The organism is Pantoea sp. X-Soil-ISGK-355 (genome assembly GCF_059730805.1).
In genome coordinates this window covers 1,327,836-1,351,107 of the sequence record NZ_AP035971.1, presented here as the reverse complement: position 1 = coordinate 1,351,107, position 23,272 = coordinate 1,327,836, and the positions used below count along the sequence as shown (strand labels likewise).

Genomic DNA, 23,272 nt, shown 5'->3' with positions numbered 1-23,272 from the left:
TTATGAAAACCACTTCCCGAACCAGCCGTTGAACTTCATCATCACAAAATCAATCATCCGGCTGAAGAAGCCGCCTTCCGGCACATCCTGCATCACCACCAGCGGCCGCTGCTCAATCGTCTTACCGTCTAACTGAAAGTCGATGGTACCAACCACCTGATTCTTCTTCAGCGGGGCTTCGAGTTGTGGCGTAGTGAGTCTGAAACTCGCCTTCAGGTTCTTCATCTGCCCTTTCGGGATGGTCAGCGCGGCATCTTTCGCCACGCCCAGATTCACCTGGCTCTTATCACCAAACCAGACCCGCTGCTGCGCAAACGGCGCATCCGCTTTAATCGGCGTTACCGTTTCAAAGAAACGGAAGCCCCATGTCAGCAGCTTTTCACTTTCGCGGAAACGAATCGCGTCGCTGGCGGTGCCGAGCACCACCGAGATCAGGCGCATATCGCCCTCGGTCGCGGAAGCCACCAGGTTATTACCCGCGCCGGAGGTGTGACCGGTTTTGACGCCATCCACCTTAAGGTTGGTGCTCCACAACAGGCGGTTGCGGTTAATCTGGCGAATATTGTTGAAGGTAAACTCTTTCTCTTTATTCAGTGCGTACTCTTCGGGCACATCGCGGATCAGCGCCTGGGCAATCAGCGCCATATCTCGGGCCGTGCTGTACTGGCCTTCTGCATCCAGACCATGCACCGTCATAAAGTGGGTATTTTGCAGTCCCAGCGCCTTCACATAGTTGTTCATCAGGCCGATAAAGGAATCCTGACTGCCCGCCACATAATCTGCCAGCGCAATACAGGCGTCATTGCCGGACTGGATCACAATCCCTTTGTTCAGCTCATGCACCGGAATGCGATCGCCCGGCTTGAGGAACATCAACGAAGAGCCACGCAGCTTAGGATTACCGGTCGCCCAGGCATCCTGTCCCACCGTGACCAGGTCATCCGGTTTGATTTTGCCCGCTTTAATCGCCTGACCGACTACGTAGCTGGTCATCATCTTGGTCAGACTGGCAGGATCGAGACGCTGATCGGCGCTGGATTCGGTTAACACTTTACCGCTGGCGTAGTCGATCAGAATCCACGCTTTAGCATCAATGCCGGGCGCAGCGGGAGCCTGCTCAGCAAAAGCGCTAAGGGGGGCGATAATCAGTAATGAAGTGGCAACGAGGTGCCGCAGGCGAGATGTGAAGCAAGAGTTTGTCATGGGCTTGGCCGGATTGTCCTTGTTAAATCGAAATTCCAGGGGCAGAAAATTCTCACTCAAACGCTAACCGTTGACGGCAGTGAAAAAAACCGCCGAATCGTAAAGTTTTTTAGAGTTTAGTAGAGTAACCCTGGCATAAACGCCGCGCGCGTGTCGCTTTTCCCCACGTCTGTCACTTTCAAAACTGCGTGAAATTCCGATTTTTCGCAGAAGCGTTAAGCCCGTCACAATTATCGGCTAACCTGAAAGCCAGTCAGCCGAGGAGACCCCCCATGGACTTAGCCCTTTTTGATCTTGATGAAACACTGATTTGTGAAGACAGCACCAGCCTGTGGCTGCGCTGGCTGGTATCACAGGGATTTGCCCCCAGCGAACTGATTGATCAGGAACAGGCATTAATGAATCAGTATTATGCCGGTACGCTGTCGATTGAAGAGTATATGAATAAAACACTCTCCCCTCTGGCAGGCATGGCGACACTGACCGTTGAAGGCTGGGTGCGCCGCTTCATTCACCGTGACATCATGCCACGCGTTTATCCTGCAGCACGCGAGCGCATTGAGTGGCACCGGGCACGCGGCGACAGAGTGATGATCATCTCCGCCAGTGGCGAACATCTGGTGGTGCCGATTGCTGAGAAGCTGGGTGCCTGCGGCGCGCTGGCGATTGGCGTTGAGATCGTGGATGAGCGCTACAGCGGCAACACCTACGGTACCATGACCTACAAAGAGGGCAAAGTGACCCGCCTGGGTGACTGGAAAGCGCTGCAGCAGCAGGAGAACTTTAACCGTACCTGGGCCTACAGCGATTCCATGAACGACCTGCCACTGCTGAAGCAGGCCGATCATGCCCACGTTATCAATCCGGATGAACAGCTGCACCAGGAAGCACTAAACCGCGGCTGGCAGGTTTATCACTGGGCGCGATAATCCAGAGCCTGTCCTGGCAGACATCGTTGTTTCAGGCAGTCGGGACACGAACTACGCGCAACAACCAGCACGTACAGAGTACGTGCTGGTTGTGAGCACTGCTCTGGTCCAGACTGACAAATAAAATCGTCTGCCAGGTCTTGCTCTTAGCCGCGGGACGCGCCAGCGTCCTGCGCTAATCCCACTTTCAGCAGCTTACCATTAGCCTCATCGGTCAGCACATAGAGCCAGCCATCCGGTCCCTGCCGCACATCACGGATTCGCGCCATCTGATCGCCCAGCAGGCGCTGCTCTTCCACCACTTTTTCGCCGTTGAGACTCAGACGGATCAGGTTTTTCTCTTTCAGTGCCCCGATGAACACCGAATTCTTCCACTGCGGAAAACGGGCGCTATTATAAAATGCCATACCACTGATGGCCGGCGAATCCTTCCAGTGATAAAGCGGCTGTTCGGTGCCTGCAGCATGGGTGCCCTTTGATTCCGGCACTTTATCGCCGTTGTAGTCAATGCCGTACGTCGCCAGCGGCCAGCCGTAGTTTTTGCCACGGCTCATGATATTCACTTCATCGCCACCGCGCGGGCCATGTTCATTTTCCCATATCGTGCCGGTCCAGGGATTAAGCGCCAGTCCCTGCGGATTACGCAGACCATAGGCCCAGATCTCTGGCCGCGTGCCGGGCTTTTTCACAAACGGATTATCGTCCGGCACGCTGCCATCGGCGTTGAGCCGCAGCAACTTGCCCTGCAGCTTATCGAGATCCTGGGCTGCGCTGCTGACAAAATTATCGCCGAACGCGATCCAGAGGTATCCCTGGGTATCAAACGCCAGCCGGGTGCCGATATTGTTGCCGCTGGAGAGCATCGGCGTCTGCCGGACTACCTCGCGGAAATCGCTGAGTTGCCGGTTATCCGGACTCAGCGTCCCGACACCCACGACGGCACCCGCTTTGCCGCTGCTGTTCGCCTCAGTGTAGCTGAGCCAGACGCGACGGCTGGTCGCAAAATCGGGTGCCAGCACCACGTCCAGCAGACCACTCTGCCGTTCTGCCCAGACCTTTGGTACACCCTGGATCGGCTGCGACAGGCCACTCTGCGGACTCCAGCTGCGCAGCGCTCCGCTACGCTCAGTAATCAGCAGCGTTTTGTTGTCGGGCAGGAAGGCAACAGACCATGGATGTTGTAACTTATCCTGCAGTACCTCGACCTTTACGTCGGCGGCAAACAGTGGTGAGGCGCAAAGCAGCGCGCCGCCGAGCACAAGAGCAGTCGAAAAACGGGACATAAGGTTCTCCTGACGGGATAGCGTGCCCTTAAGCGTAGTCATCCGCTGCGTGGTGAACCTGAGGATTTACAAAAGATTAAACAGGGCGACAAGGATGTGCCGCCCCGAAAGGTTATGGCGCGTTGAAACTGACCGTGTCACGAACCAGCGTATCAATACCCGGCTTCAGATCATCAAAGGTGACTGGCGTCGTGCTGTTACTGACCGTTTTGCCAACGGCTTTTCGCACGATCCGGATCAAGGGTTTGCCGGTCACGGCATCGCTGGCTTCAATCTCCAGAAACAGTTCACTGTTCGGAAATCGGTGGACGGATGCCGCCATGGTGCTGGCGACGACTGCCGCGATCGGCACGACTTCGTAAAACTGTACGCCCTCGTTCTCTGCCGAGACGGCGGTGATCGCGGCACGCACTTTAAGAGTATGTGGCGAAGCCTGATTAACCAGCGGCAGACGGGTGGCAATCGCCCCTTTCAACTGAATATCGGTGTAACTGCGTATCTGATCCAGCGTCTGCTGACTGACACGAGCCGTAGGCCGGACAGCCGGATAGAACACGACCGGTGTATAGAGCACATCCTGATACTGGCTGCTCTTATAGTCGGGAGAAATCCAGCGCAGAGTCGGTTCCCCGCTGGCTGACTCAGAGGGCTTCAGCTGGCTGTAATCCGCTAAGAAACCCGAATAGTGCTGCTTGTCTGCATCATGAGAAGTACATCCACTGAGCAACAGTGCGGAGACTGCCAGCAGAGCAGCAATGGACGGTATACGCATGATCAACTCGCTTGTGTCAGGAAGGTTTAAGCAAGCATAGATAAATCACGGGGAAAAGGCTGAAAATAAGCGGTGTTTTAAGGGGTTATCTGTGCGGAAGGTAGGAATATACCCGCTGCATAACGCAGCGGGTGAAAGCCATTACTCGAAGCAGGTATCAGGATTATCTGACAGGGTGATGAACTGCTTACCGCCCTGGGTCAGCGCCATGATGGTGCCGCTTTCGATATCGTAAACCCAGCCATGCAGACGCAGCTTACCGTTACGCAGGGCAACGGAGACCGACGGATGAGTCTTCATGTTGTTCAGCTGAGCGATAACGTTCTCTTTGACCATCTCGTTCAGTTTCTTCTCTGGTGAGTCATACTCACGCTGCTCGACGACCGCCTTTGCTGCATCGGCATAGCGCAGCCAGTGCTCAACTGCAGGCATGGTATCCATACAGGCACAGGAAGCGATGGCGTTCATGGCACCGCAGTTGGAGTGACCGCAGATGATGATGTCTGAGACGCCCAGCGCGACCACAGCATATTCGATCGTAGCGGAGACACCGCCCGGCTCCGGGCCAAATGAGGGAACGATGTTGCCCGCATTGCGGATAACGAACAGCTCTCCTGGCTCCTGCTGCGTCACCAGTTCAGGCACCAGACGGCTGTCTGAACAGGAGATAAACAGCGCTTTCGGATTTTGATTTGACGCCAGGCTTTTGAAAAGATCCTTCCTTTCAGGAAACACATTCTGCTGGAAATTCAGAAATCCGTTGATGATCTCTTTCATTATTTAGCTCTCACATTATCCATTTCATTACCTGAGGGGCATAGCCCCCTCAGTGGGGTTTGCTGGTTTATTATTAATGAAAACAAGTGAATATCAACCCGCGTTTTTCAGACAACCCTGAAGCGCTGGCATCGTCAGCGTTTCGCTTATTCACCATCCAGCGTTCCTGGAGCCGATTTCTTTTTACAGCACGGGAAGTTACTGGAAAAGGCAGAGGGCGATCCACCCACTTTTTTTGTCTGCGTCCTGAACCGGCTTTTACGCGTTTTTTCACTACTTTACGTCGCAGTTTGACCGAAACCAAAGATTTCTGTTTTGCATCTGGCCTTTCAGGGCAGGAAAAGGGGAGCAGGATAACGCCCGGAGAATGAGCCGGGCGGGTTCAGGCAATGATGTCAGCCACGGTGGAGGTGGCCGGGGGAGGAGATTTAGCGGTTAACCATACTGCTGCTGATGCGCCTTCTTGCGTCGCAGGTAGTCCTCGTCTTCACGTAGTTTGTCCCAGTAACCCTTGAAAATGGCCGCTGCAGCAGCCTTTTCCTCGTTGACGCCACGCGGCAGCTCCTTGCCATCCGTGTCATATTTGCGCCCGCCTTTGTGGTTGCTGTAACGACGCGCTCGGGTGTATCCCATCTGGATAAATTTGCGCGCCATATCCATGCCGACAAAATCGTCCTGACGCCGGTAATCCTCAAACAGCGCCATGATTTTTTCAGCCGACTCTTCAGCAATGGGGACGGTGCGAAAACGCCAGTGCGGCAGAATTTCGCCTTTATAAGGCTCGACCATCAGCACACCCTGCTCACCTCGCCCGACCTGATAAAGCTCGGGATGCTGGCGGAAGTCGATCGTGCTGAAGTCCTGATCATAATCGAAAGGTTTCATCTCTTTAGTTTAGGATCAAGTGCGTCACGTAGCCCGTCGCCGAGCAAATTAAATGCCAGAACCGTGAAGAAAATCGCCAGGCTGGGAAAAATCGCCACGTGCGGGGCAATCACCATGTCGGCCCGCGCCTCATTCAGCATGGCGCCCCACTCCGGCGTGGGCGGCTGGGCGCCCAGCCCGAGAAACGACAGACTGGCGGCAGTGATAATGGAAGTCCCTACCCGCATAGTGAAATAGACCACAATCGGCGATACCGTGCCGGGCAGAATATGCCGCATCAGGATTGTCCAGTCAGACGCGCCGATGCTGCGTGCCGACTCAATATAGGTCTGATGCTTCAGCACCAGCGTGTTACCGCGTACCAGTCGGGCAAAGGCCGGGATACTGAAGATAGCGACTGCCACAATCACGTTGCTCATGCCGCTGCCCATAATGGCCACCACCGCAATCGCCAGCAGAATGCCGGGAAAGGCAAACAGCACATCACAGATGCGCATGGTGATACGGTCCCACCAGCCTTCGTAATACCCGGCCAGCAGACCAAACAGCGTGCCAATCACTGCGCCAATGACCACCGAGAAAAAGCCGGCAATGAGAGAGATACGCGTGCCGACCAGCACGCGGCTGAAGATATCGCGCCCCAGCGAATCGACGCCAAAGAAATGCATCAGCGACGGCCCGTCGTTGAGCCGGTCATAATCGAAGTAGTTCTCGGCGTCGAACGGCGCAATCCACGGGGCGATCACCGCCAGCACAATCAGTATCAGCACAAACATCCCGGCCAGCAGCGCCACCGGCTGACGCCGGAAACGTCGCCAGAACTCACGCCACGGCGTACGCACCCGGTTCTCCGCTATCAGCGGCATCGTTTTCAGTGCCGCTTCACGTCGCCAGTTTTTCATCGCGACTCCTTAAAGCGAATAGCGGGGTTGATCACCGCATAGAGCATGTCGACAAACAGATTGATCAGAATAAACTCCAGTGAAAACAGCAGTACTTCGGCCTGAATAACCGGATAGTCACGCATCGCCACGGAGTCGACCAGCAGACGCCCCAGGCCCGGCCAGTTAAACACCACCTCGACCACGATTGAGCCACCCAGCAGAAAACCAAACTGCAGCCCCATCATCGTGACCACCGGAATCATCGCGTTGCGCAGGCCATGTTTCACCACCACCAGCGACTCGCGTACCCCTTTAGCCCTGGCGGTGCGCATGTAATCTTCCTGCATCACCTCCACGAACGAGGCGCGGGTAAAGCGTGCCATGACCGCCGCGACCGCTGCACCTAAGGTGATGGAGGGCAGAACGTAATGCTTCCAGCTCTCAGCCCCGACGGTGGGCAGCCAGCCCAGCTCAACCGAGAAGACCTGCATCAGCAGCATCCCCAGCGCAAAGGCGGGAAACGAAATGCCCGACACCGCCAGCGTCATCCCCAGCCGATCGGGCCAGCGGTTACGCCAGACCGCCGAAACGATGCCGATGGTCATGCCAAAAATCACCGCCCAGATCATGCTGGCCAGCGTCAGCCACAGTGTCGGCATAAAGCGTAAGGCTATCTCATCCGCAACCGGGCGTTTGGAAACCATCGACTGACCAAAATCACCCTGCAGCGCATTCAGCATAAAGTGCCAGAACTGCTGTGGCAGCGGCAAATCCAGACCCAGCTCCTGACGCACCAGCGCCACCACCGAGGCATCCGCTTCCGGCCCGGCGATCAGGCGTGCCGGGTCGCCCGGCAGCAGATGAACAAACAGGAATACCAGCACCGCCACGATTAGCAGCGTGGGGATCAGCCCAAACAGTCGTTTGAGAAAGTAGTTAAACATGCAACATCCTGCAGTTGCGGCCAGCCACACGGGCTGGCCGGCTCCGTTACTTCAGCGTGGCCTCATCAAAATTGAATGAGGTATCGGGCATCACATAAAAACCAGTCAGGTTTTTGCTGTTGGCAGAAACCAGTTGCTCAACCACCAGCGGGATCCAGGGATGGTCCTGCCAGATGGTGTCCTGCGCCTCTTTGTAGAGACGCGCTTTTTCAGCACGGTCAGTGGTTTTCAGCGCATCGGCCAGATCTTTATCGACCTTCGGATTGCTGTAAAACGCGGTGTTGAAGATTGCCGGTGGCCAGGCAGCGGTGGCAAACAGTGGCGTCAGCGCCCAGTCGGCCTCACCGGTTGAGGCGGACCAGCCGGTGTAGAACATACGCACGCCGCTCTCTTTCTGGCCTTTACCTTCGACTTCAGCAGCACGCTGACCCGCATCCATCGCCGTAACTTTTACCTTCACGCCAATCTGCGCCAGCTGCTGCTGCGTGAACTGCAGCACCTTCTGCGCGGTGCTGTGGTTGTGCGACGACCAGAGCGTGGTTTCAAATCCGTTCGGGTAGCCCGCCTCTTTCAGCAGCGCTTTGGCTTTAGCGGGATCGTAGCTGATAGCCGGATAGGTCTGCGCAAAGTCGATAGCGGGCGGCACGATGCCGGTTGCAGGCGTGGCGTAACCGGCGAAGGCCACCTTCGCCAGCGCCTGACGGTTGATGGCATACTCCAGCGCTTCACGCACCTTCGGATTGTCGAACGGCTTCTGCGTCACGTTAAGGCTGATGTAACGCTGCATAATCGAAGGCGTGGTTACCACATTGAGCTTGCTGTTCTTCTCCAGCAGTTTTGCCTGCTCATAAGGCACCGGGAACGCAAGGTTCGCTTCGCCGGTCTGCAGCATGGCCGCGCGGGTATTGTTATCCACTACCGGTCGCCAGGTAATGCTATCCAGCTTCGGATAGCCCGGTTTCCAGTAGCCGTCCCACTTCTTCACCTTCACAAAGTCGGTCTGATTCCAGGTTTCAAACACAAACGGACCGGTTCCCACCGGATGGAAACCGATCTCTTTGCCATATTTTTTCAGCGCGGCAGGCGAAATCATCGCCGCCGCCGGATGGGCCAGGATGTTGATAAAGGCGGAGAACGGCTCTTTCAGCGTGACTTTCACCGTAGTTGGATCCACCACTTCGGTGCTGGCGATATGTTTAAACAGGTTGTAGCGCTTGAGATGGTTATCCGGGTTGCTGGCACGATCGAGGTTGACCTTTACCGCGTCCGCATTGAAGTCCGTGCCATCCTGGAATTTAACCCCGGAACGCAGCTTGATGGTGTAGGTCAGGCCGTCGGCGCTGGCCTGATAGCTCTCCGCCAGCACATTGGTGAGCTTCATCTCTTTATCAAAGCCAAACAGCCCCTGATAGAACGATTTCGCGACTGCCTGCGACAGCGTGTCGTTGGCGTCATAGGGATCGAGCGTGGTGAAGTTGGACGCGACGGCAATCACCGCATCCTGTGCTGCCCAGGCGGGCAATGCCATTGCGCTGCTTAACACGCCAGCCGCCAGTAACCCTTTACGCATCGTACTCTGCATTTTGTTCTCCTGTAATCCCTGTTGGGTTGGTCGCCGGGGCGACATCGTCACTGTTCAGGTCGCGCTGATAACGTGGCGGGCGACGAAATGGCCCGGAGCCACCTCTATCAGCGGTGCCACTTCAGGTTCATCCCCTAACGCATGAATCGGACTGGGGATCTCATCGACCAGTAAGGCGCGTTCACGACGCCGGTGTGCCGGATCGGCTACCGGCACCGCGGCCATGAGTTTTCGGGTATAGGGGTGTTGAGGCTGTTCAAACACTGCCTGACGCGGCCCTATCTCAACAATCTGACCGAGATACATTACCGCCACGCGGTGGCTGATACGCTCCACCACTGCCATATCGTGAGAAATAAACAGAAAGGCGATGCCAAACTCGCGCTGCAGGTCGAGCATAAGATTAATAATCTGCGCCTGAATCGACACATCCAGCGCGGAGACAGACTCATCGGCGATGACCACCTTCGGATTCAGCGCCAGCGCGCGGGCAATACAGATGCGCTGGCGCTGCCCGCCGGAAAATTCATGTGGATAGCGCTGAGCATGCTCCGGCAGCAGACCGACTTTATCCAGCAGCCAGGCAACGCGCTGCTCCGCCTCGCGCCGCGGCATCGCCTTGTGAACCAGCAGCGGCTCCATAATCGAGAAGCCGACCGTCAGCCGGGGATCCAGCGAGGCGTAGGGATCCTGGAAGATAAACTGAATGTCGCGTCGCAGATGGGCGAGCGCAGCACCTGAGAGATGGTCGATGCGCTGTCCGTCAAAGGTCAGCGTGCCGCCCTGGCTGGCAACCAGCTTCAGCAGCGAGCGTCCGGTGGTCGATTTACCACAGCCCGACTCCCCCACCAGCGCCAGGGTCTCTCCGGCATAGAGATCAAAACTCACTTTTTCGACAGCATGGACCCGGCTTTTGACGCGATTCAGCAGGCCGCCGCGAATATCGAAGTGGGTGACCAGATCGCGCACCTGCAGAATGGGGGGCTGCAGGCGGCGAACCGTATCCTGCGGCACGTCATCAACCGCGTCGCTATGCAGCAGCGGAAATTTGGCCGGCAGCGGCTGGCCCTGCATCGAGCCGAGTCTGGGCACCGCGGCCAGCAGCGCCTGGGTGTAGGGCTGCTGCGGTGCGCTGAACAGTTCGGCGACCGGCGCATTCTCCACCACATCGCCGCGATACATGACCTGAACGCGATCGGCCATTTCAGCGACCACGCCCATATCGTGCGTGATAAAAATCACCCCCATCTGCATCTCTTTTTGCAGCACGCGGATGAGTTGCAGAATCTGCGCCTGAATAGTGACGTCGAGTGCGGTGGTCGGCTCATCGGCAATCAACAGCGCCGGTTTGCAGCAGAGCGCCATCGCAATCATCACGCGCTGACGCATTCCGCCTGAGAGCTGATGCGGAAAACGAGACAGGACATTGTGCGCATCGGGAATCCGCACCATATCCAGCATCCGGCGCGCCTCTGCCAGTGCCGCTGCGTGGCTCATCCCCTGATGCAGACGAATGGATTCGGCGATCTGCTCGCCCACGGAGAAGACCGGATTCAGTGAGGTCATCGGCTCCTGAAAGATCATCGCCATATCCGCGCCGCGCACCCGACGCATCTGACTTTTTGAGGCGCGCATCAGATCCAGCACCTCGCCGTTGCGACGCAGCAACAGCACCTCGCCGCTGACCCTGCCGCCAGCCTGCTCAATCAGCCGCATCAGCGCCAGCGAGGTGACCGATTTTCCTGAACCTGACTCGCCTACCAGCGCCAGCGTTTCGCCGCGAAACAGATCGAGTGACAAATGACGCACCGCGTCTGTGACGGTGGCTTCGTGCTGAAAACGCACACTGAGATCGCGCACCGCCAGCACCTGATCAGGGGCCAGCGGCGGTAGCGTTTGCCTGTCGCTCATTTCTGCATCCTTAACTTTCGCGATAGATAGCGACGTCAGCCGCCTCGCCGACCCGCGCAACGCCCCGGTACATACCTTCGCTGTTGAACGGCAGCGCCACGTTGCCTGCGCGATCGACGGCGATTAAGCCGCCACTGCCGCCCAGTTCCAGCACGCTGTCATGAATAACGTTAACACTTGCCTGCTGCAACGAGCGTCCGGCGTAGCGCATCTGCGCGGCCACATCGTAGGCCGCCAGCGTCCGCATAAAGACTTCACCGGTGCCGGTACAGGAGACCGCCACGCTGTCGTTGCTGGCATAGCAGCCCGCGCCCGGCAGCGGCGAGTCGCCGACGCGTCCGGCCTGCTTATTGGTCATCCCGCCGGTTGACGTGGCCGCAGCGAGGTTGCCCGCCAGATCCAGCGCGACCGCCCCGACCGTGCCGAACTTACGGTCCGGGTCGAGCGGGTCGTCACTGAGTGCAGCACCATCATGGTCCAGCACCGCGGTATCGCTGTTGAGCGCGCGCTGTAACTGTTCCCAGCGTTCCGGCGTAGAGAAGAAATCAGGCTCGACCGTTTCCAGCCCCTGCGCCACGGCAAACTGCTCTGCGCCTTCCCCGATAAACAGCACATGCTCGCTTTTTTCCAGCACGGCACGTGCCGCCAGGACCGGATTACGTAATCGCGTTACGCCTGCGACCGCGCCCACTTCCAGCGAACGGCCATCCATGATGCAGGCATCGAGTTCATGGGTGCCCTGATGGGTGAAGACCGCGCCTTTGCCCGCGTTAAACAGCGGACACTCTTCCAGCAGTCGCACCGCCTCGGTCACTGCATCGAGTGCACTGCCGCCCTGCGCCAGTATCTGCTGACCCTGTGTGACAATATCGTGGAGCGCCTGACGGTAGCGTTGTTCCTTTTCAGCGCTCATTGCTGCGCGCGAAATCGCACCTGCGCCGCCGTGAATGGCGATCACTGCATTGACCATAACGCTCTACCCTGTGATTGCATCAGGACGAAAAACACTGATTTAAAATGGTTTTCACCCATTTTTGGTGATTTTTGACTATAGAAAGCCTGCTAAGTGTTGTAAAGCGGAAACTGTTCCTGTGGTTATAACCTTTTCTTACCGTCATATTTCACTTTGGTCGCAATGACCGGCAGGTCAGGCCGACGCCGATGTGACTCAGCGACCAAATCCCACCATAATAGGCAGCATCTGAAATAACCAGGCTGGACTGTTCATGGAAAGTTTTACTGCAGGTTTGATCTCCCTTGAGGAGGCACAACAAAAAATGCTGTCACAGCTGACGCCCGTCACCGACTCGCTGAGTGTGCCGCTGGCCGAGGCGGTCGGGCGCATCACCGCAACCGCAGTCACCTCACCGATTGCCGTGCCGCCCTTTGATAACTCCGCGATGGATGGCTACGCCGTCAGGCTGGCCGATGTCAGCAACGGACAGCCGCTGCCGGTGGCGGGTAAAGCCTTTGCCGGCGCGCCGTTCAGCGGTGAATGGCCGCAGGGCAGCGTGATTCGCATCATGACCGGTGCGCCGGTGCCCACTGGCTGTGAAGCGGTAGTGATGCAGGAGCAGACCGAAACGCAGGGCGAGGAGATTGTGATTACCGCGCCGGTGCGTCAGGGACAGAATATCCGCCTGACCGGTGATGATATTCAGCCGGGCCGTGTGGTGCTGGAAGCGGGTACGCGCCTGGGTGCCGCCGAGCTGCCGCTGCTCGCCTCGCTGGGTATCGCTCAGGTCAGCGTACTGCGAAAACTGCGGGTCGCTATCTTCTCCACCGGTGATGAACTTCAGCCAGTTGGTGAGCCGCTGGCAGACGGCCAGATTTATGACACCAACCGCTTTGCGGTCTCGCTGATGCTGCATAAGCTGGGTTGCGAAGTCATCGACCTTGGCATCATCAAAGATGATCCGTCCGCACTGCGTGCTGCTTTCACCGAGGCCGATCGGCAGGCGGATGTCGTGATTACTACCGGCGGCGTCTCGGTGGGCGAAGCGGACTTCACCAAAACGATGCTGGAAGAGCTTGGTGCCATCAGCTTCTGGAAGCTGGCGATCAAGCCTGGCAAGCCATTTGCCTTTGGCCGCCTTAACAGCAGCTGGTTCTGCGGCCTGCCGGGCAATCCGGTCTCCGCCGCCGTCACTTTCTATCAACTGGTGCAGCCGCTGCTTGCCACCCTCACCGGCCAGCAAAAATCAGCATTGCCGCCACGTCAGAAAGTGCGCTGCGCCTCGCGGCTGAAAAAGTCACCAGGCCGGCTCGATTTCCAGCGCGGCATCCTGCGACAGAACGCCCAGGGTGAACTGGAGGTAGAGACCACCGGGATGCAGGGCTCACACGTCTTCAGCTCTTTTGCCCAGGCGAACTGCTTTATTGTGCTGGAACGGGAACGCGGCAACGTGGAACCGGGCGAATGGGTCGAGGTGGAACCGTTCAACGCCCTGCTGGAGGCGTAAATGCTGCCTGAATTAAGTGATGAGGAGATGCTGCGCTACAACCGGCAGATCGTCCTGCGAGGCTTTGATTTTGACGGTCAGGAGCGGCTGAAAGCCAGTCGCGCGCTGGTCGTCGGGCTGGGCGGGCTGGGCTGCGCGGCTGCGCCCTACCTGGCTTCTGCCGGCGTCGGCAGCCTGACGCTGCTCGACTTCGATACCGTGTCGCACTCTAACCTGCAGCGGCAGATCCTGCACCATGACGCGGATATTGGCCGCGCCAAAGTGGACTCAGCCGCACACAGCCTGGCCGCCATCAATCCGCACTGCCAGTTGCATCCGGTCAACGGACAGCTTGACGATGCGGCGCTGCTGGCGCTGATCGCCCAACAGCAGGTGGTGCTGGACTGCACCGATAATGTCGCGGTGCGCGAGCAGCTTAACAGGCTCTGTCGACAGCAGCGGATACCACTGGTCTCCGGCGCTGCGATTCGGATGGAAGGTCAGATCAGCGTATTCAACTGGCAGCCCGGCACGCCCTGTTATCGCTGCATCAGCCGCCTGTTTGGCGAACAGACTCTGAGTTGCGTGGAAGCGGGTGTCATGGCTCCGCTGGTTGGCGTGATGGGTGCGATGCAGGCGATGGAAGCGATTAAAGTGCTGACGGCATTCGGCACCCCCGCCACCAGCCGGTTGCTGATGTACGATGCGATGAGCGCGGAGTTTCGCAGCATGAAGGTGGCGCAGGATGCGCACTGTGAAGTGTGTGGTGGAGGGGCTTAACCCTCTGCGGACATCCTTTTACAGACAGCTCAAAACTCAAGACGTATGCTCCTTGAGCCCTCACAGCTTTGCAGTGTTACCTGCTTAGGGAACATGGTCAGATCGGAAAGTCGCTTAAACCCTCCCAGGCGCTCGTCCCGCGCCATCCATGGCGCGGGACGCTTTCCTCCTCTGACCATGTTCCCTGCGCCTTGAGCACATGCGTTGCTGCCAGATAATCCCTGAGCCTATGCTGAACGACAGAACCAGCCAAACCACCGGCATCAAAAATAACAAAACCAATCATCAGCACCAAAAAAAACGGGGTGGCCTGCGCCACCCCGTTTTTATCAGACGATACCCTGACTACGCAGGTAATCTTCGTAATTACCGGTGAAGTCCACCACCTTGTCTGCTTTCAACTCAATCACACGGGTTGCCAGCGAGCTGACAAATTCGCGGTCGTGCGAAACAAACACCAGTGTGCCTTCATACATCTCCAGCGCCATATTGAGCGATTCAATCGACTCCATATCAAGGTGGTTGGTCGGCTCATCCATAATCAGGATGTTCGGTTTTTCCATCATCAGCTTACCGAACAGCATACGTCCCTTCTCACCACCGGAAAGGACTTTGGCTGGCTTCTTAATATCATCCTGCGAAAACAGCAGACGACCGAGAATACCGCGAATGGTCTGCTCATCATCGCCCGGCTGTTTCCACTGACTCATCCAGTCAAATACCGTCAGGTCATTGGCAAAATCATCGGCGTGATCCTGAGCGTAATAACCAATACGCGCATTCTCTGACCATTTAACCGTGCCATTATCAGGCGTAAGCTGACCCACCAGCGATTTCAACAGCGTCGATTTACCAATACCATTGGCACCAATTACCGCCAGCTTCTCACCCACTTCCAGCAGCAGATTTAAATTCTTAAACAGCGGACCGTTATCAAAACCTTTCGTTAAACCTTCCACTTCCAGCGCATTACGGAACAGTTTCTTGTCCTGCTCAAAGCGGATAAACGGGTTCTGGCGACTGGAAGCTTTCACTTCATCCAGTTTAATTTTATCCATCTGCTTAGCACGTGAAGTCGCCTGACGTGATTTAGAGGCGTTGGCGCTAAAACGACTGACGAATGATTGTAAGTCAGCAATCTGCGCTTTCTTCTTGGCATTATCAGATAACAGACGTTCACGTGCCTGCGTTGCCGCGGTCATATATTCGTCATAATTACCGGAATAAACCCGCAGCTCGCCATAATCCAAATCGGCCATGTGGGTGCAAACCATATTCAGGAAGTGACGGTCATGCGAAATGATAATCATGGTGCTGTCACGCTCGTTCAGAACCTGTTCCAGCCAGCGAATCGTATCAATGTCCAGGTTGTTCGTCGGTTCGTCGAGTAACAAAATATCCGGATTAGAAAACAGCGCCTGCGCCAGTAGTACACGTAATTTAAAGCCAGGGGCGATTTCACTCATCGGGCCATAATGCTGCTCAACCGGAATGCCGACACCGAGTAATAATTCACCGGCACGCGACTCGGCGCTATAGCCATCCATCTCACCGTAAAGCGCTTCAAGATCGCCGACTTTATACCCCTCTTCTTCGCTCATTTCTGGCAAAGAATAAATGCGGTCGCGCTCCTGCTTTACTTCCCATAATTCATGGTGACCCATGATAACGGTGTCCAGCACGCTGAATTGTTCAAAGGCGAACTGATCCTGACGCAACTTACCAATGCGCTCGTTGGGATCGTAAGAGACGTTGCCGCCTGAAGGCACCAGATCGCCACCCAAAATCTTCATGAAGGTGGATTTTCCGCTGCCGTTCGCACCGATTAAACCGTAACGATTACCGCCGCCAAATTTAACGGAGATATTTTCGAACAGTGGCTTGCTGCCAAACTGCATGGTGATATTGCTGCTAACTAACACGGCATTGACCTTTGTGAAGAGAATGGATGAAAAAACGGCGGCTATTATGCCAGATGTGACGCAGCGCACGCCAGCGTCAGGCGTGGATTCCTGGCGGGGTGATTGATATCCCGACAGAAATAAAAAAGCCGGAGGACCATAATGGCCCCCCGGCTCCCACTTACAAGGATTGTGTTGATCAATCGATCAGGAAACTGTCCAGGCTTTTACCGGAATCCAGCGCTTTTTTAATCGCTGCCGGGGTGCGGCCCTGACCTGTCCATGATTTCTGCTCACCGTTTTCGTCGGTGTAAGAATATTTAGCCGGACGCGGCGCACGCTTGGTACGTTTTTTTCCGCTTTCCAGCGCACCTAATAATTCATTAGGATCGATGCCGTCAGCCAGCAGCATTTCGCGATATTTAGACAGCTTTTCTTCTTTTTCGCGATTCTGCGTCTCTTCCGCTTCTGCTTCTTCGCGGCGCTCAGTAACAACAACGGTTAATTTTTCCAGGATCTCTTCAAGATCGGTCAGTGGCAGTTCACGAGCCTGGGCACGTAATGTGCGAATATTGTTCAGTACTTTAAATGCGTCACTCATCACAATGTCCTTGTTTAAGGGGGGTTAATAAAACTGTAGCGCCAAGATTACCTAATTCAAATAAAAAAATAAATTATTTTTACGCCCCAGATAATTCTTAAGTATTAATTCAGACAAAACAGCACTATTAAAATCGGCAGTGCCTGACGTTTTATTAACGCTGAATTAACAACAAATCGTGCTCAGGTTGCATTGTTGAAAACGATTTCAGAGGCTTTATAGCGAAAGCTGGCAGTTTATCTTATCCACTAAAGTGGGTTTTCATAGCATCATTATTTACGGTTGCGCACCTGGCAATAGCTGATTAAAAACGTGCTCTGAACGCGATCTCAGTCACACCAGCTTACAGATTATGTTTAAAAATCCCCCTCCGGGCCGTTAAAGAGCCCAAAATAATTACCGCCCTGATGAATTTTTAATATTGCCCGTTGCCATCTGTTAACTTTTTTTTGCCGCTGCGATTTGCAGCAGAGTCAGATTATTCGCAGTTCCCTCAGCTACGCAATAACAGTTCTGGCTGAAGCAGGCGGAGGAATAGTTGCACCCGGCTTACGAGCCTGGTCATGAGGCAACTTAAAAAATCCTTCCGGAGAATAAACTCAGAAAGGTGATGGAGTTCAAAAAGCTGACTCAGAATAGACCAGCAACATAAAAATAATGTCGCTTCGCGGCTGCTGATAATAACCCTGTGCTTATCACGCGTTTATTTTCTGCTGCCAGTGTCGGGAACAGAGGCGGTGAGATACCTGGTTATTCAACAGGTTAGATAATTATCAATAGCCGTGAGAGGCTGTCAGCATCTGATGCAATGCTGACAGGAAGAACGATTAAGGGCGGTTACTGCACAGAGGCAGCGACCGCCAGAGGGCTAATTTGCCTGGGTTGCGGGGCCAAATACCGGATATTGCGGCATCTCAACGTTCTGATAGGTTTCCCAGCCGCCGCCCAGCGCTTTATAGAGGGCGACTAAATCGAGCGCACTCTGCATCCGCGCCTGTGTCGCCTGCTCCTGCGCCTGTGCCAGCTGACGCTGTGCATCCAGCACCTCGAGGAAGGTTGAAAGCCCCTGCCGGTAACTGTCGCTGGCGAGATCAAAGGCGCGCTGAAGGGCACCGGTCGTCTCATCCAGCGCGGTAACACGCTGCTGATCGGCGCGATAGCTGACCAGCGCATTCTCCACATCCTGCAACGCCGTCAGCACCGTCTGACGATAATCCAGCGCGGCGCTGGCCTGCTGCGCCCGGGCGAGTTTGACGCTCGACACCAGCTGTCCACCCTGGAAGATCGGAATCGACAGCGACGGACCATAACTGTAGAAATGGCTGCTCCAGTTATCCAGATAGCTGACGTCGGTATTGCGCACGCCCAGCTGACCCGTCAGTGACAGGCTCGGGAAAAGCTGCGCCACTGACACGCCAATCTCTGCGGTTTGAGCATGAAGCGTCGCTTCAGCCTGACGAATATCAGGACGACGACGTGCCAGCGTGGAGGGAATACCCACCGGGACAAACTGCGGTAGCGTCGGTAACGCTTTTGGCGTACTGAGTTCAGCATCCAGCGCACCCGGCGTTTTACCAAGCAGCACCGCCAGCCCATTCATCGCCTGTCGCGCCTGAGACTGATACTGCGGCAGTTGGGCCTGCAGCGTACTGAGCTGGGCTCGGGCATTTTCCACATCGGTCAGCGGAGCCAGACCATTCCGCTGCTGGCTCTGCGTCAGCTCTGTAGTCTGCTGCGCCACCTCAATCTGCTGCTGCAGCGTCTGAATGGTGCTCTGCGCGCCACGCAGCTGCAGCCAGGCTCGCGCCACTTCGGCTTCCAGTGAAACCAGCGCATCGTTGCGCTGCTCTATCGCGGCCTGCTGCTGGGCATTGGCGGCCTCAACCTGACGGCGCACTTTGCCCCACAGATCCAGCTCCCAGCTGGCATCGAAGCTGCCCTGATAGAGGTTAACCGGCTGGGTCAATCCATTGAGCTGGCTTGCCACGTTGCTGTCGAGCTGATCGGTTGCGCCATTGGATTTCAGCAAGCCTTCCAGCCCGAGCTGCTGACGCGTCACTTTGGCTGAACCGCCCAGGGTGGGGAACAGACTGCCCTGCGCCTGCGTCAGCTGTTCACGTGCACCGGCAATGCGCAGCACCGTCTGCTGCAGGCTCAGGTTGCCCGCAATTGCCCGCTCAATCAGACTGTCGAGCTGCGGATCATTGAAGCTGCGCCACCAGCGTGAATTAATCGCGGCATTTTGTGGCTTTGACGCCTCCTGCGAATCCAGGGTGTTGTAACCACCCGGCACGGCAGGTTTCGGCGCCTGATAGTCAGGTCCGACGGCACAGCCCGCCAGTCCGAAGGCCAGCAGTAAACTCAGGGGTTTCAGGCGATGAGAGAAATAAACCTTCATGTTAGTGTGCTCCTGCACTGCCTTCGCTCTTAATCGGCGACAGCAGCCAACAAAATGGAATCAAAATCAGGGCGACAATACTCAGGCCTGAGAAGACATCGATGTAAGCGAGGATACGCGACTGCGCAATCATCTCCTGATAGAGCTGACCGGTTGCCAGCGTGACGGGATCGCCCACCGCCGAGGTAAAGTCACGTATCGCCTGTGCCCAGTGCTGAAGCGTAATGTTGAACGGCTCATTCAGCGGCGTCATGTTATGCACCATGTGCGCTGACCGTACCTGTTCGCGCTCGGTAATGGCCGCGGTCGAGAGTGAAATCCCAATCGATCCGGCCACGTTACGGAACATGGTAAAGAGCGCCGAGGCGTCAGCATTAAGCCGCTGCGGAATGGTGACAAAGGCGATAGTCGTCAGCGGGACAAACAGGAAACCCAGCCCGATCGACTGCGCGCTGCGCATCAACACCAGCGTTTTAAAATCGACATTGGGTGTTAAAGTCGAGGAGTAGAGAAACGCCACGGCCAGACAGCTGAAGCCAAAGGCGATGATGTAGCGCGTCTGAACGATCGGCATCAGTTTCAGCACCAGCGGAATCGTCAGCACGATTAGTACCGCGCCAGGCGACAACACCAGACCTGACCAGGTGGCGGTGTACCCCAGATCCTGCTGCGCCAGCTGTGGTAACACTACGGAACTGCCATAGAGAATCATCGCCATCCCCGCCATCAACAGCCCGGCGACCCAGAAGTTGCGGTCTTTCATCACCAGAATATCGACCACTGGCTTACGGGCATACATCAGCCAGTAGATGGCCCCGACGATGCCAATCAGCGCCAGAATGGCGAACAGCACGATAAAGTGCGAGGCAAACCAGTCCTCATCCTCTCCGCGATCCAGCATCACCTGCAGACAACCCAGTCCTAAGGTAATCAGGCTGATGCCGATATAGTCGATCTTTAGCTTACCTTTGGCCCACTTACGCTCCCATGGTGGATCTTCCAGCAGCTGATAGATCGCCAGCACGGTAAGCACGCCGACCGGAATGTTGATAAAGAAGACCCAGCGCCAGCTGTAGTTGTCGGTAATCCAGCCACCTAATGTCGGGCCAATCACCGGCGCGACAATAATGGCAATAGAAGAGAGTCCAAATGCCTTGCCGCGATCTTCTGCCTTGAAGTAGTCCAGCAGCACAGACTGCTGAACCGGCTGCAATCCGCCACCAAAAAAGCCCTGCAGCACGCGGAACAGAATGATTTGCCACAGTTCGGTAGCGATGCCGCACAGGAAAGAGCAGATGGTAAACATCACGATGCAGATCAGGAAAAACTGTTTACGGCCAAACAGCCGGCTGAAGAACGCAGAGATAGGCAGCACAATGCCGTTCGCCACCAGATAGGAGGTCAGCACCCAGGTTGACTCATCGTAACTGGAGGAGAGCGAACCGGCGATATGCGGCAGCGCCACGTTAACAATGGTGGTGTCGAGGATCTCCATAAACACTGCCAGCGTGACCGTGATCGCCACTAACCACGGATTACTGGCGGGTTTCCAGCTCTGCGCCGTACTCATTCCACCGTTACCTTCGGTTCAACCGAGAGACCCAGCGGCAGCGGATGGTTTGGATCAAGTCCCTTATCGACCACGATTTTCACCGGCACGCGCTGAACGATTTTCACATAGTTGCCGGTTGCGTTCTCTGACGGGAAGGTTGAGAAGCGCGAACCAGAGCCCATCTGAATACTGTCGACATGCCCTTCCAGCTTCATATCCGGCCAGGCATCGACGCTGATTTCCACTTTGTCGCCCGGATTCATACGTTGCAGCTGAGACTCTTTGAAATTCGCCGTGACCCAGATCTCAGGTGAGACCAGCGAGAACAATGAGGAACCGGCCTGCACCAGGGTGCCCAGCTGAACGTTACGCTTGGTGATAAACCCGTCATAAGGCGCACGAACCTGGGTATAGGAGAGATTCAGATCGGCCGTGCTTAACTGTGCTTTCGCCTGCTCAACCTGTTGCTGACGCGCTTCAACATTGGTCTCCTGCTGACGAATCTGCAGGGCAACCTGTGACGCCACTTCAACCTGTGCTTTCGCACTTTGTAACTGCGCCTGCGCCGAACGTAACTGCGCGGACGCGCTGTCGATATTACGCTGACTGGTTGCACGCGGATCAACGCCACGCTGGCGACGATAATCCGCCTGCGCATTCAGCAGGTTCGCTTCAGCCTTAGCCTGGTCCGCCAGCGCCTGATCGCGCTGTGCCGGATACTGTACTTTTGACAGCGCCAGCTGTGCCTGCGCCTGATGCAGCTGTGCGACCGCTAAACCGAGCTGCGCATTAGCCTGTTCGCGCTGAGCACGATTGTCGCTGGGATCGATTTCCACCAGCAGATCGCCCTTCTTCACCCGCTGGTTATCTTTTACCAGCAGCTTCACGACATAGCCGGACGCTTTAGGCGCAATGGTAACGGCATCGCCTTCGGTAAAGGCATCATCGGTGGTTTCAATGTTGCGGGTAGAGAACCAGAACCAGAAGCCGACAATCAGCATAATCACCACCACCACCGCCAGAATAATCAGCGGCTTTTTACCGGGGCGTTTGCGCTCAGGCTGCTGGTCGTTGTCCTGATTTTCCTCTGGCTGACGGCTTTTATCCGTCGCGTTTTCTGCGTCCTGCTGGTGTTGATCGCGTTGATTATTCTCGCTCATAGTTCCCATCACTGGCTAAGGCCCTGATTCCGGGCATAAAGGTCCTGTTAACCTTATCTCGGAAATTGACAAAATCCAGTGCAACTTTACGAAACTTGAGGAATGGCGCACATCCTGCCACTTGATGGGCGTAGCAGGATGCGTCCGGGCTAATGGAGTAACTGCAACAGCAGCCAGCCGCTGGCCATTGACCAGGCCAGCAGAGGAAGGGAAAAGAGATGGAATTGCCACCAGACAGCTTTGTCTTTCGCCATGCGCAGTGCAATCAGGTTAGCAAGCGATCCCGGCAGCAGACCGAACCCGCCAATGTTGACGGCCCAGGCCAGCACATCCGTGGGCGGAACTTTTTGCAGCAGCAGAATTGTCGCCGGGACGTTGCTGATCACCTGAGACAGACCAATTGCCAGCAGATAGAGCGGTCCCTGGCCGAAATGCGTCACCGCATCGAAGTGCGCCTGCATCACCGGCAGACGTGTCAGCAGGAAGACGTCAATAAACATGGCGATGAACACCGCCAGCAGGCTCCAGTCAATGCGCAGCAGCACCGGGCGTGCCATCACCAGGAAAATAGCGAGGATCAGCAGCAGTATCCAGCCGGTGATCTCCAGCTCAAGACCGGCGATAAACAGCAGGTACAACACGACGCTGACGATAAACAGCGGCTTCTGCCACTGCGGCTGTTCCGGGTTGTCATGCTTATCAATCGACCGCTTTGAAAAACTGAACCAGGTTAACGCCACCAGACTCAGCAGCAGCCAGGCGGCCAGCGGCAGCATCTGCACGATAAACGCCACCACGCTCAGCTTGCCGTGACTCCACAACAGAATGTTTTGCGGATTGCCAACCGGTGTCAGCAGCGATCCGGCATTAACCGCCAGCGCCTCAAAAATAATCAGTCGCGAGATAGGTAAACGGGAGAACTTACGCAGCGTCAGCGTCAGCGGAACCAGAATGAACAGCGCCACATCGTTGGTCAGAAACGTAGAGAGCAGCGCCGCTGCCAGCACCATAAAGAGTGCAAGCGCGCGTTCATGCCGGAAACGCGCAATCAGCCGTCCTCCCAGCACGTCAAAGTAGCCGCTGGTTTCCAGCCCTTTGGTCAGGATTAACAACCCGGTGAGCGTGATAATGGTATGCCAGTCTACGGCACCGGGCAGATCGGCCCAGCGGAAATCCGCCAGAAATGCCAGAACTACGCCAATCACGATTAATAAATGCAAAATAGAGTCATGCAAAAAAGATCGAAGCAGTTGAGGCATAGTGAGGGTA

Annotated in this window: 21 protein-coding genes; 4 read left to right on the top strand and 17 right to left on the bottom strand. The window is 56.1% G+C overall.

What is annotated here, in order from left to right:
• Positions 1–1,203 carry a serine hydrolase gene (locus AC6I8J_RS06130; protein WP_253421443.1) on the bottom strand — a complete coding sequence of 401 codons (1,203 nt, stop codon included), beginning with the start codon at positions 1,201–1,203 and terminating at the stop codon, positions 1–3.
• Positions 1,204–1,475: 272 nt separating this feature from the next.
• Here AC6I8J_RS06130 and AC6I8J_RS06125 point away from each other — a divergent pair, with 272 nt between their 5' ends.
• Positions 1,476–2,132, top strand: coding sequence for an HAD family hydrolase (locus tag AC6I8J_RS06125; RefSeq protein WP_161734288.1), 657 nt, complete (start codon positions 1,476–1,478; stop codon positions 2,130–2,132).
• Between the two features lie 146 nt (positions 2,133–2,278).
• Here AC6I8J_RS06125 and AC6I8J_RS06120 read toward each other — a convergent pair whose 3' ends face one another.
• The 3 genes from AC6I8J_RS06120 to AC6I8J_RS06110 form a co-directional block, all read right to left on the bottom strand.
• Positions 2,279–3,415, bottom strand: a complete 1,137-nt coding sequence (locus tag AC6I8J_RS06120) for a PQQ-dependent sugar dehydrogenase (RefSeq protein WP_440829438.1) — start codon at positions 3,413–3,415, stop codon at positions 2,279–2,281.
• Positions 3,416–3,527: 112 nt separating this feature from the next.
• Positions 3,528–4,187, bottom strand: a complete 660-nt coding sequence (locus AC6I8J_RS06115; protein ID WP_497825173.1) for a DUF3313 domain-containing protein — start codon at positions 4,185–4,187, stop codon at positions 3,528–3,530.
• A 141-nt stretch (positions 4,188–4,328) separates the two neighbouring features.
• Positions 4,329–4,964, bottom strand: coding sequence for a carbonic anhydrase (locus tag AC6I8J_RS06110; RefSeq protein WP_128085280.1), 636 nt, complete (start codon positions 4,962–4,964; stop codon positions 4,329–4,331).
• Between the two features lie 86 nt (positions 4,965–5,050).
• Here AC6I8J_RS06110 and AC6I8J_RS06105 point away from each other — a divergent pair, with 86 nt between their 5' ends.
• Positions 5,051–5,335: a hypothetical protein gene (locus AC6I8J_RS06105; RefSeq protein WP_161734294.1), complete on the top strand. Its 285-nt coding sequence runs from the start codon at positions 5,051–5,053 to the stop codon at positions 5,333–5,335.
• A 64-nt stretch (positions 5,336–5,399) separates the two neighbouring features.
• On the opposite strand, the gene AC6I8J_RS06100 is transcribed toward AC6I8J_RS06105, so the two are convergent.
• Genes AC6I8J_RS06100 through AC6I8J_RS06075 form a run of 6 tightly spaced genes read right to left on the bottom strand, consistent with a single transcriptional unit; the run spans position 5,400 to position 12,140 of the window.
• Positions 5,400–5,849, bottom strand: coding sequence for a DUF4385 domain-containing protein (locus tag AC6I8J_RS06100; RefSeq protein WP_497825172.1), 450 nt, complete (start codon positions 5,847–5,849; stop codon positions 5,400–5,402).
• Entirely contained in the window at positions 5,846–6,751 is a 906-nt protein-coding gene (gene gsiD, locus AC6I8J_RS06095; RefSeq protein ID WP_253421434.1) for a glutathione ABC transporter permease GsiD, read from the bottom strand. The genes AC6I8J_RS06100 and gsiD overlap by 4 nt, the downstream gene beginning before the upstream one ends.
• Positions 6,748–7,677: a glutathione ABC transporter permease GsiC gene (gene gsiC / locus AC6I8J_RS06090; protein WP_497825171.1), complete on the bottom strand. Its 930-nt coding sequence runs from the start codon at positions 7,675–7,677 to the stop codon at positions 6,748–6,750. The genes gsiD and gsiC overlap by 4 nt, the downstream gene beginning before the upstream one ends.
• A gap of 46 nt (positions 7,678–7,723) precedes the next feature.
• Positions 7,724–9,259: a glutathione ABC transporter substrate-binding protein GsiB gene (gene gsiB, locus AC6I8J_RS06085; RefSeq protein WP_222924287.1), complete on the bottom strand. Its 1,536-nt coding sequence runs from the start codon at positions 9,257–9,259 to the stop codon at positions 7,724–7,726.
• Positions 9,260–9,313: 54 nt separating this feature from the next.
• The gene (locus AC6I8J_RS06080; protein ID WP_497825170.1) at positions 9,314–11,170 is read right to left on the bottom strand and encodes a dipeptide ABC transporter ATP-binding protein; all 1,857 of its coding nucleotides are present in this window, start codon (positions 11,168–11,170) and stop codon (positions 9,314–9,316) included.
• Between the two features lie 10 nt (positions 11,171–11,180).
• On the bottom strand, positions 11,181–12,140 hold the full coding sequence (locus AC6I8J_RS06075) for an isoaspartyl peptidase/L-asparaginase family protein (RefSeq protein ID WP_222924289.1): 960 nt from the start codon (positions 12,138–12,140) through the stop codon (positions 11,181–11,183).
• A 256-nt stretch (positions 12,141–12,396) separates the two neighbouring features.
• Between AC6I8J_RS06075 and moeA the strand changes: the two genes are divergently transcribed.
• Together moeA and moeB are read left to right on the top strand one after the other, a co-directional pair.
• Complete coding sequence (moeA, locus tag AC6I8J_RS06070; RefSeq protein ID WP_497825169.1) at positions 12,397–13,632, top strand: molybdopterin molybdotransferase MoeA; 1,236 nt, start codon at positions 12,397–12,399, stop codon at positions 13,630–13,632.
• Positions 13,633–14,391 (top strand): molybdopterin-synthase adenylyltransferase MoeB, encoded by a 759-nt coding sequence (gene moeB / locus AC6I8J_RS06065; RefSeq protein WP_222924290.1) that lies wholly within the window; start codon positions 13,633–13,635, stop codon positions 14,389–14,391.
• A 97-nt stretch (positions 14,392–14,488) separates the two neighbouring features.
• On the opposite strand, the gene AC6I8J_RS06060 is transcribed toward moeB, so the two are convergent.
• The 7 genes from AC6I8J_RS06060 to AC6I8J_RS06030 all read right to left on the bottom strand — a co-directional run bounded on the left by AC6I8J_RS06060 (position 14,489) and on the right by AC6I8J_RS06030 (position 23,262).
• Positions 14,489–14,710: a hypothetical protein gene (locus AC6I8J_RS06060; protein WP_253421424.1), complete on the bottom strand. Its 222-nt coding sequence runs from the start codon at positions 14,708–14,710 to the stop codon at positions 14,489–14,491.
• 10 nt (positions 14,711–14,720) lie between these two features.
• Complete coding sequence (locus AC6I8J_RS06055) at positions 14,721–16,313, bottom strand: ABC-F family ATPase (protein ID WP_033782451.1); 1,593 nt, start codon at positions 16,311–16,313, stop codon at positions 14,721–14,723.
• 178 nt (positions 16,314–16,491) lie between these two features.
• Complete coding sequence (locus AC6I8J_RS06050) at positions 16,492–16,893, bottom strand: H-NS family histone-like protein (protein ID WP_003850507.1); 402 nt, start codon at positions 16,891–16,893, stop codon at positions 16,492–16,494.
• Positions 16,894–17,761: 868 nt separating this feature from the next.
• Positions 17,762–19,291, bottom strand: coding sequence for an efflux transporter outer membrane subunit (locus AC6I8J_RS06045; protein ID WP_222924292.1), 1,530 nt, complete (start codon positions 19,289–19,291; stop codon positions 17,762–17,764).
• 1 nt (position 19,292) lies between these two features.
• Positions 19,293–20,861 carry a DHA2 family efflux MFS transporter permease subunit gene (locus AC6I8J_RS06040; RefSeq protein ID WP_161736767.1) on the bottom strand — a complete coding sequence of 523 codons (1,569 nt, stop codon included), beginning with the start codon at positions 20,859–20,861 and terminating at the stop codon, positions 19,293–19,295.
• Entirely contained in the window at positions 20,858–22,003 is a 1,146-nt protein-coding gene (locus AC6I8J_RS06035) for an HlyD family secretion protein (protein WP_161736766.1), read from the bottom strand. Before AC6I8J_RS06035 ends, AC6I8J_RS06040 begins: the two co-directional genes overlap by 4 nt.
• Before the next feature lie 149 nt (positions 22,004–22,152).
• Positions 22,153–23,262: an SLC13 family permease gene (locus AC6I8J_RS06030; protein ID WP_161736765.1), complete on the bottom strand. Its 1,110-nt coding sequence runs from the start codon at positions 23,260–23,262 to the stop codon at positions 22,153–22,155.
• Positions 23,263–23,272 lie beyond the last annotated feature (10 nt).

Excerpts from the sequence above, each read along its gene's own strand:
- AC6I8J_RS06130 (WP_253421443.1), bottom strand. The coding sequence starts at position 1,203 with ATGACAAACTCTTGCTTCACATCTCGCCTGCGGCACCTCGTTGCCACT.
- AC6I8J_RS06125 (WP_161734288.1), top strand. The coding sequence starts at position 1,476 with ATGGACTTAGCCCTTTTTGATCTTGATGAAACACTGATTTGTGAAGAC.
- AC6I8J_RS06120 (WP_440829438.1), bottom strand. The coding sequence starts at position 3,415 with ATGTCCCGTTTTTCGACTGCTCTTGTGCTCGGCGGCGCGCTGCTTTGC.
- AC6I8J_RS06115 (WP_497825173.1), bottom strand. The coding sequence starts at position 4,187 with ATGCGTATACCGTCCATTGCTGCTCTGCTGGCAGTCTCCGCACTGTTG.
- AC6I8J_RS06110 (WP_128085280.1), bottom strand. The coding sequence starts at position 4,964 with ATGAAAGAGATCATCAACGGATTTCTGAATTTCCAGCAGAATGTGTTT.
- AC6I8J_RS06100 (WP_497825172.1), bottom strand. The coding sequence starts at position 5,849 with ATGAAACCTTTCGATTATGATCAGGACTTCAGCACGATCGACTTCCGC.
- gsiD (WP_253421434.1), bottom strand. The coding sequence starts at position 6,751 with ATGAAAAACTGGCGACGTGAAGCGGCACTGAAAACGATGCCGCTGATA.
- gsiC (WP_497825171.1), bottom strand. The coding sequence starts at position 7,677 with ATGTTTAACTACTTTCTCAAACGACTGTTTGGGCTGATCCCCACGCTG.
- gsiB (WP_222924287.1), bottom strand. The coding sequence starts at position 9,259 with ATGCAGAGTACGATGCGTAAAGGGTTACTGGCGGCTGGCGTGTTAAGC.
- AC6I8J_RS06080 (WP_497825170.1), bottom strand. The coding sequence starts at position 11,170 with ATGAGCGACAGGCAAACGCTACCGCCGCTGGCCCCTGATCAGGTGCTG.
- AC6I8J_RS06075 (WP_222924289.1), bottom strand. The coding sequence starts at position 12,140 with ATGGTCAATGCAGTGATCGCCATTCACGGCGGCGCAGGTGCGATTTCG.
- moeA (WP_497825169.1), top strand. The coding sequence starts at position 12,397 with ATGGAAAGTTTTACTGCAGGTTTGATCTCCCTTGAGGAGGCACAACAA.
- moeB (WP_222924290.1), top strand. The coding sequence starts at position 13,633 with ATGCTGCCTGAATTAAGTGATGAGGAGATGCTGCGCTACAACCGGCAG.
- AC6I8J_RS06050 (WP_003850507.1), bottom strand. The coding sequence starts at position 16,893 with ATGAGTGACGCATTTAAAGTACTGAACAATATTCGCACATTACGTGCC.
- AC6I8J_RS06045 (WP_222924292.1), bottom strand. The coding sequence starts at position 19,291 with ATGAAGGTTTATTTCTCTCATCGCCTGAAACCCCTGAGTTTACTGCTG.
- AC6I8J_RS06040 (WP_161736767.1), bottom strand. The coding sequence starts at position 20,861 with ATGAGTACGGCGCAGAGCTGGAAACCCGCCAGTAATCCGTGGTTAGTG.
- AC6I8J_RS06035 (WP_161736766.1), bottom strand. The coding sequence starts at position 22,003 with ATGAGCGAGAATAATCAACGCGATCAACACCAGCAGGACGCAGAAAAC.
- AC6I8J_RS06030 (WP_161736765.1), bottom strand. The coding sequence starts at position 23,262 with ATGCCTCAACTGCTTCGATCTTTTTTGCATGACTCTATTTTGCATTTA.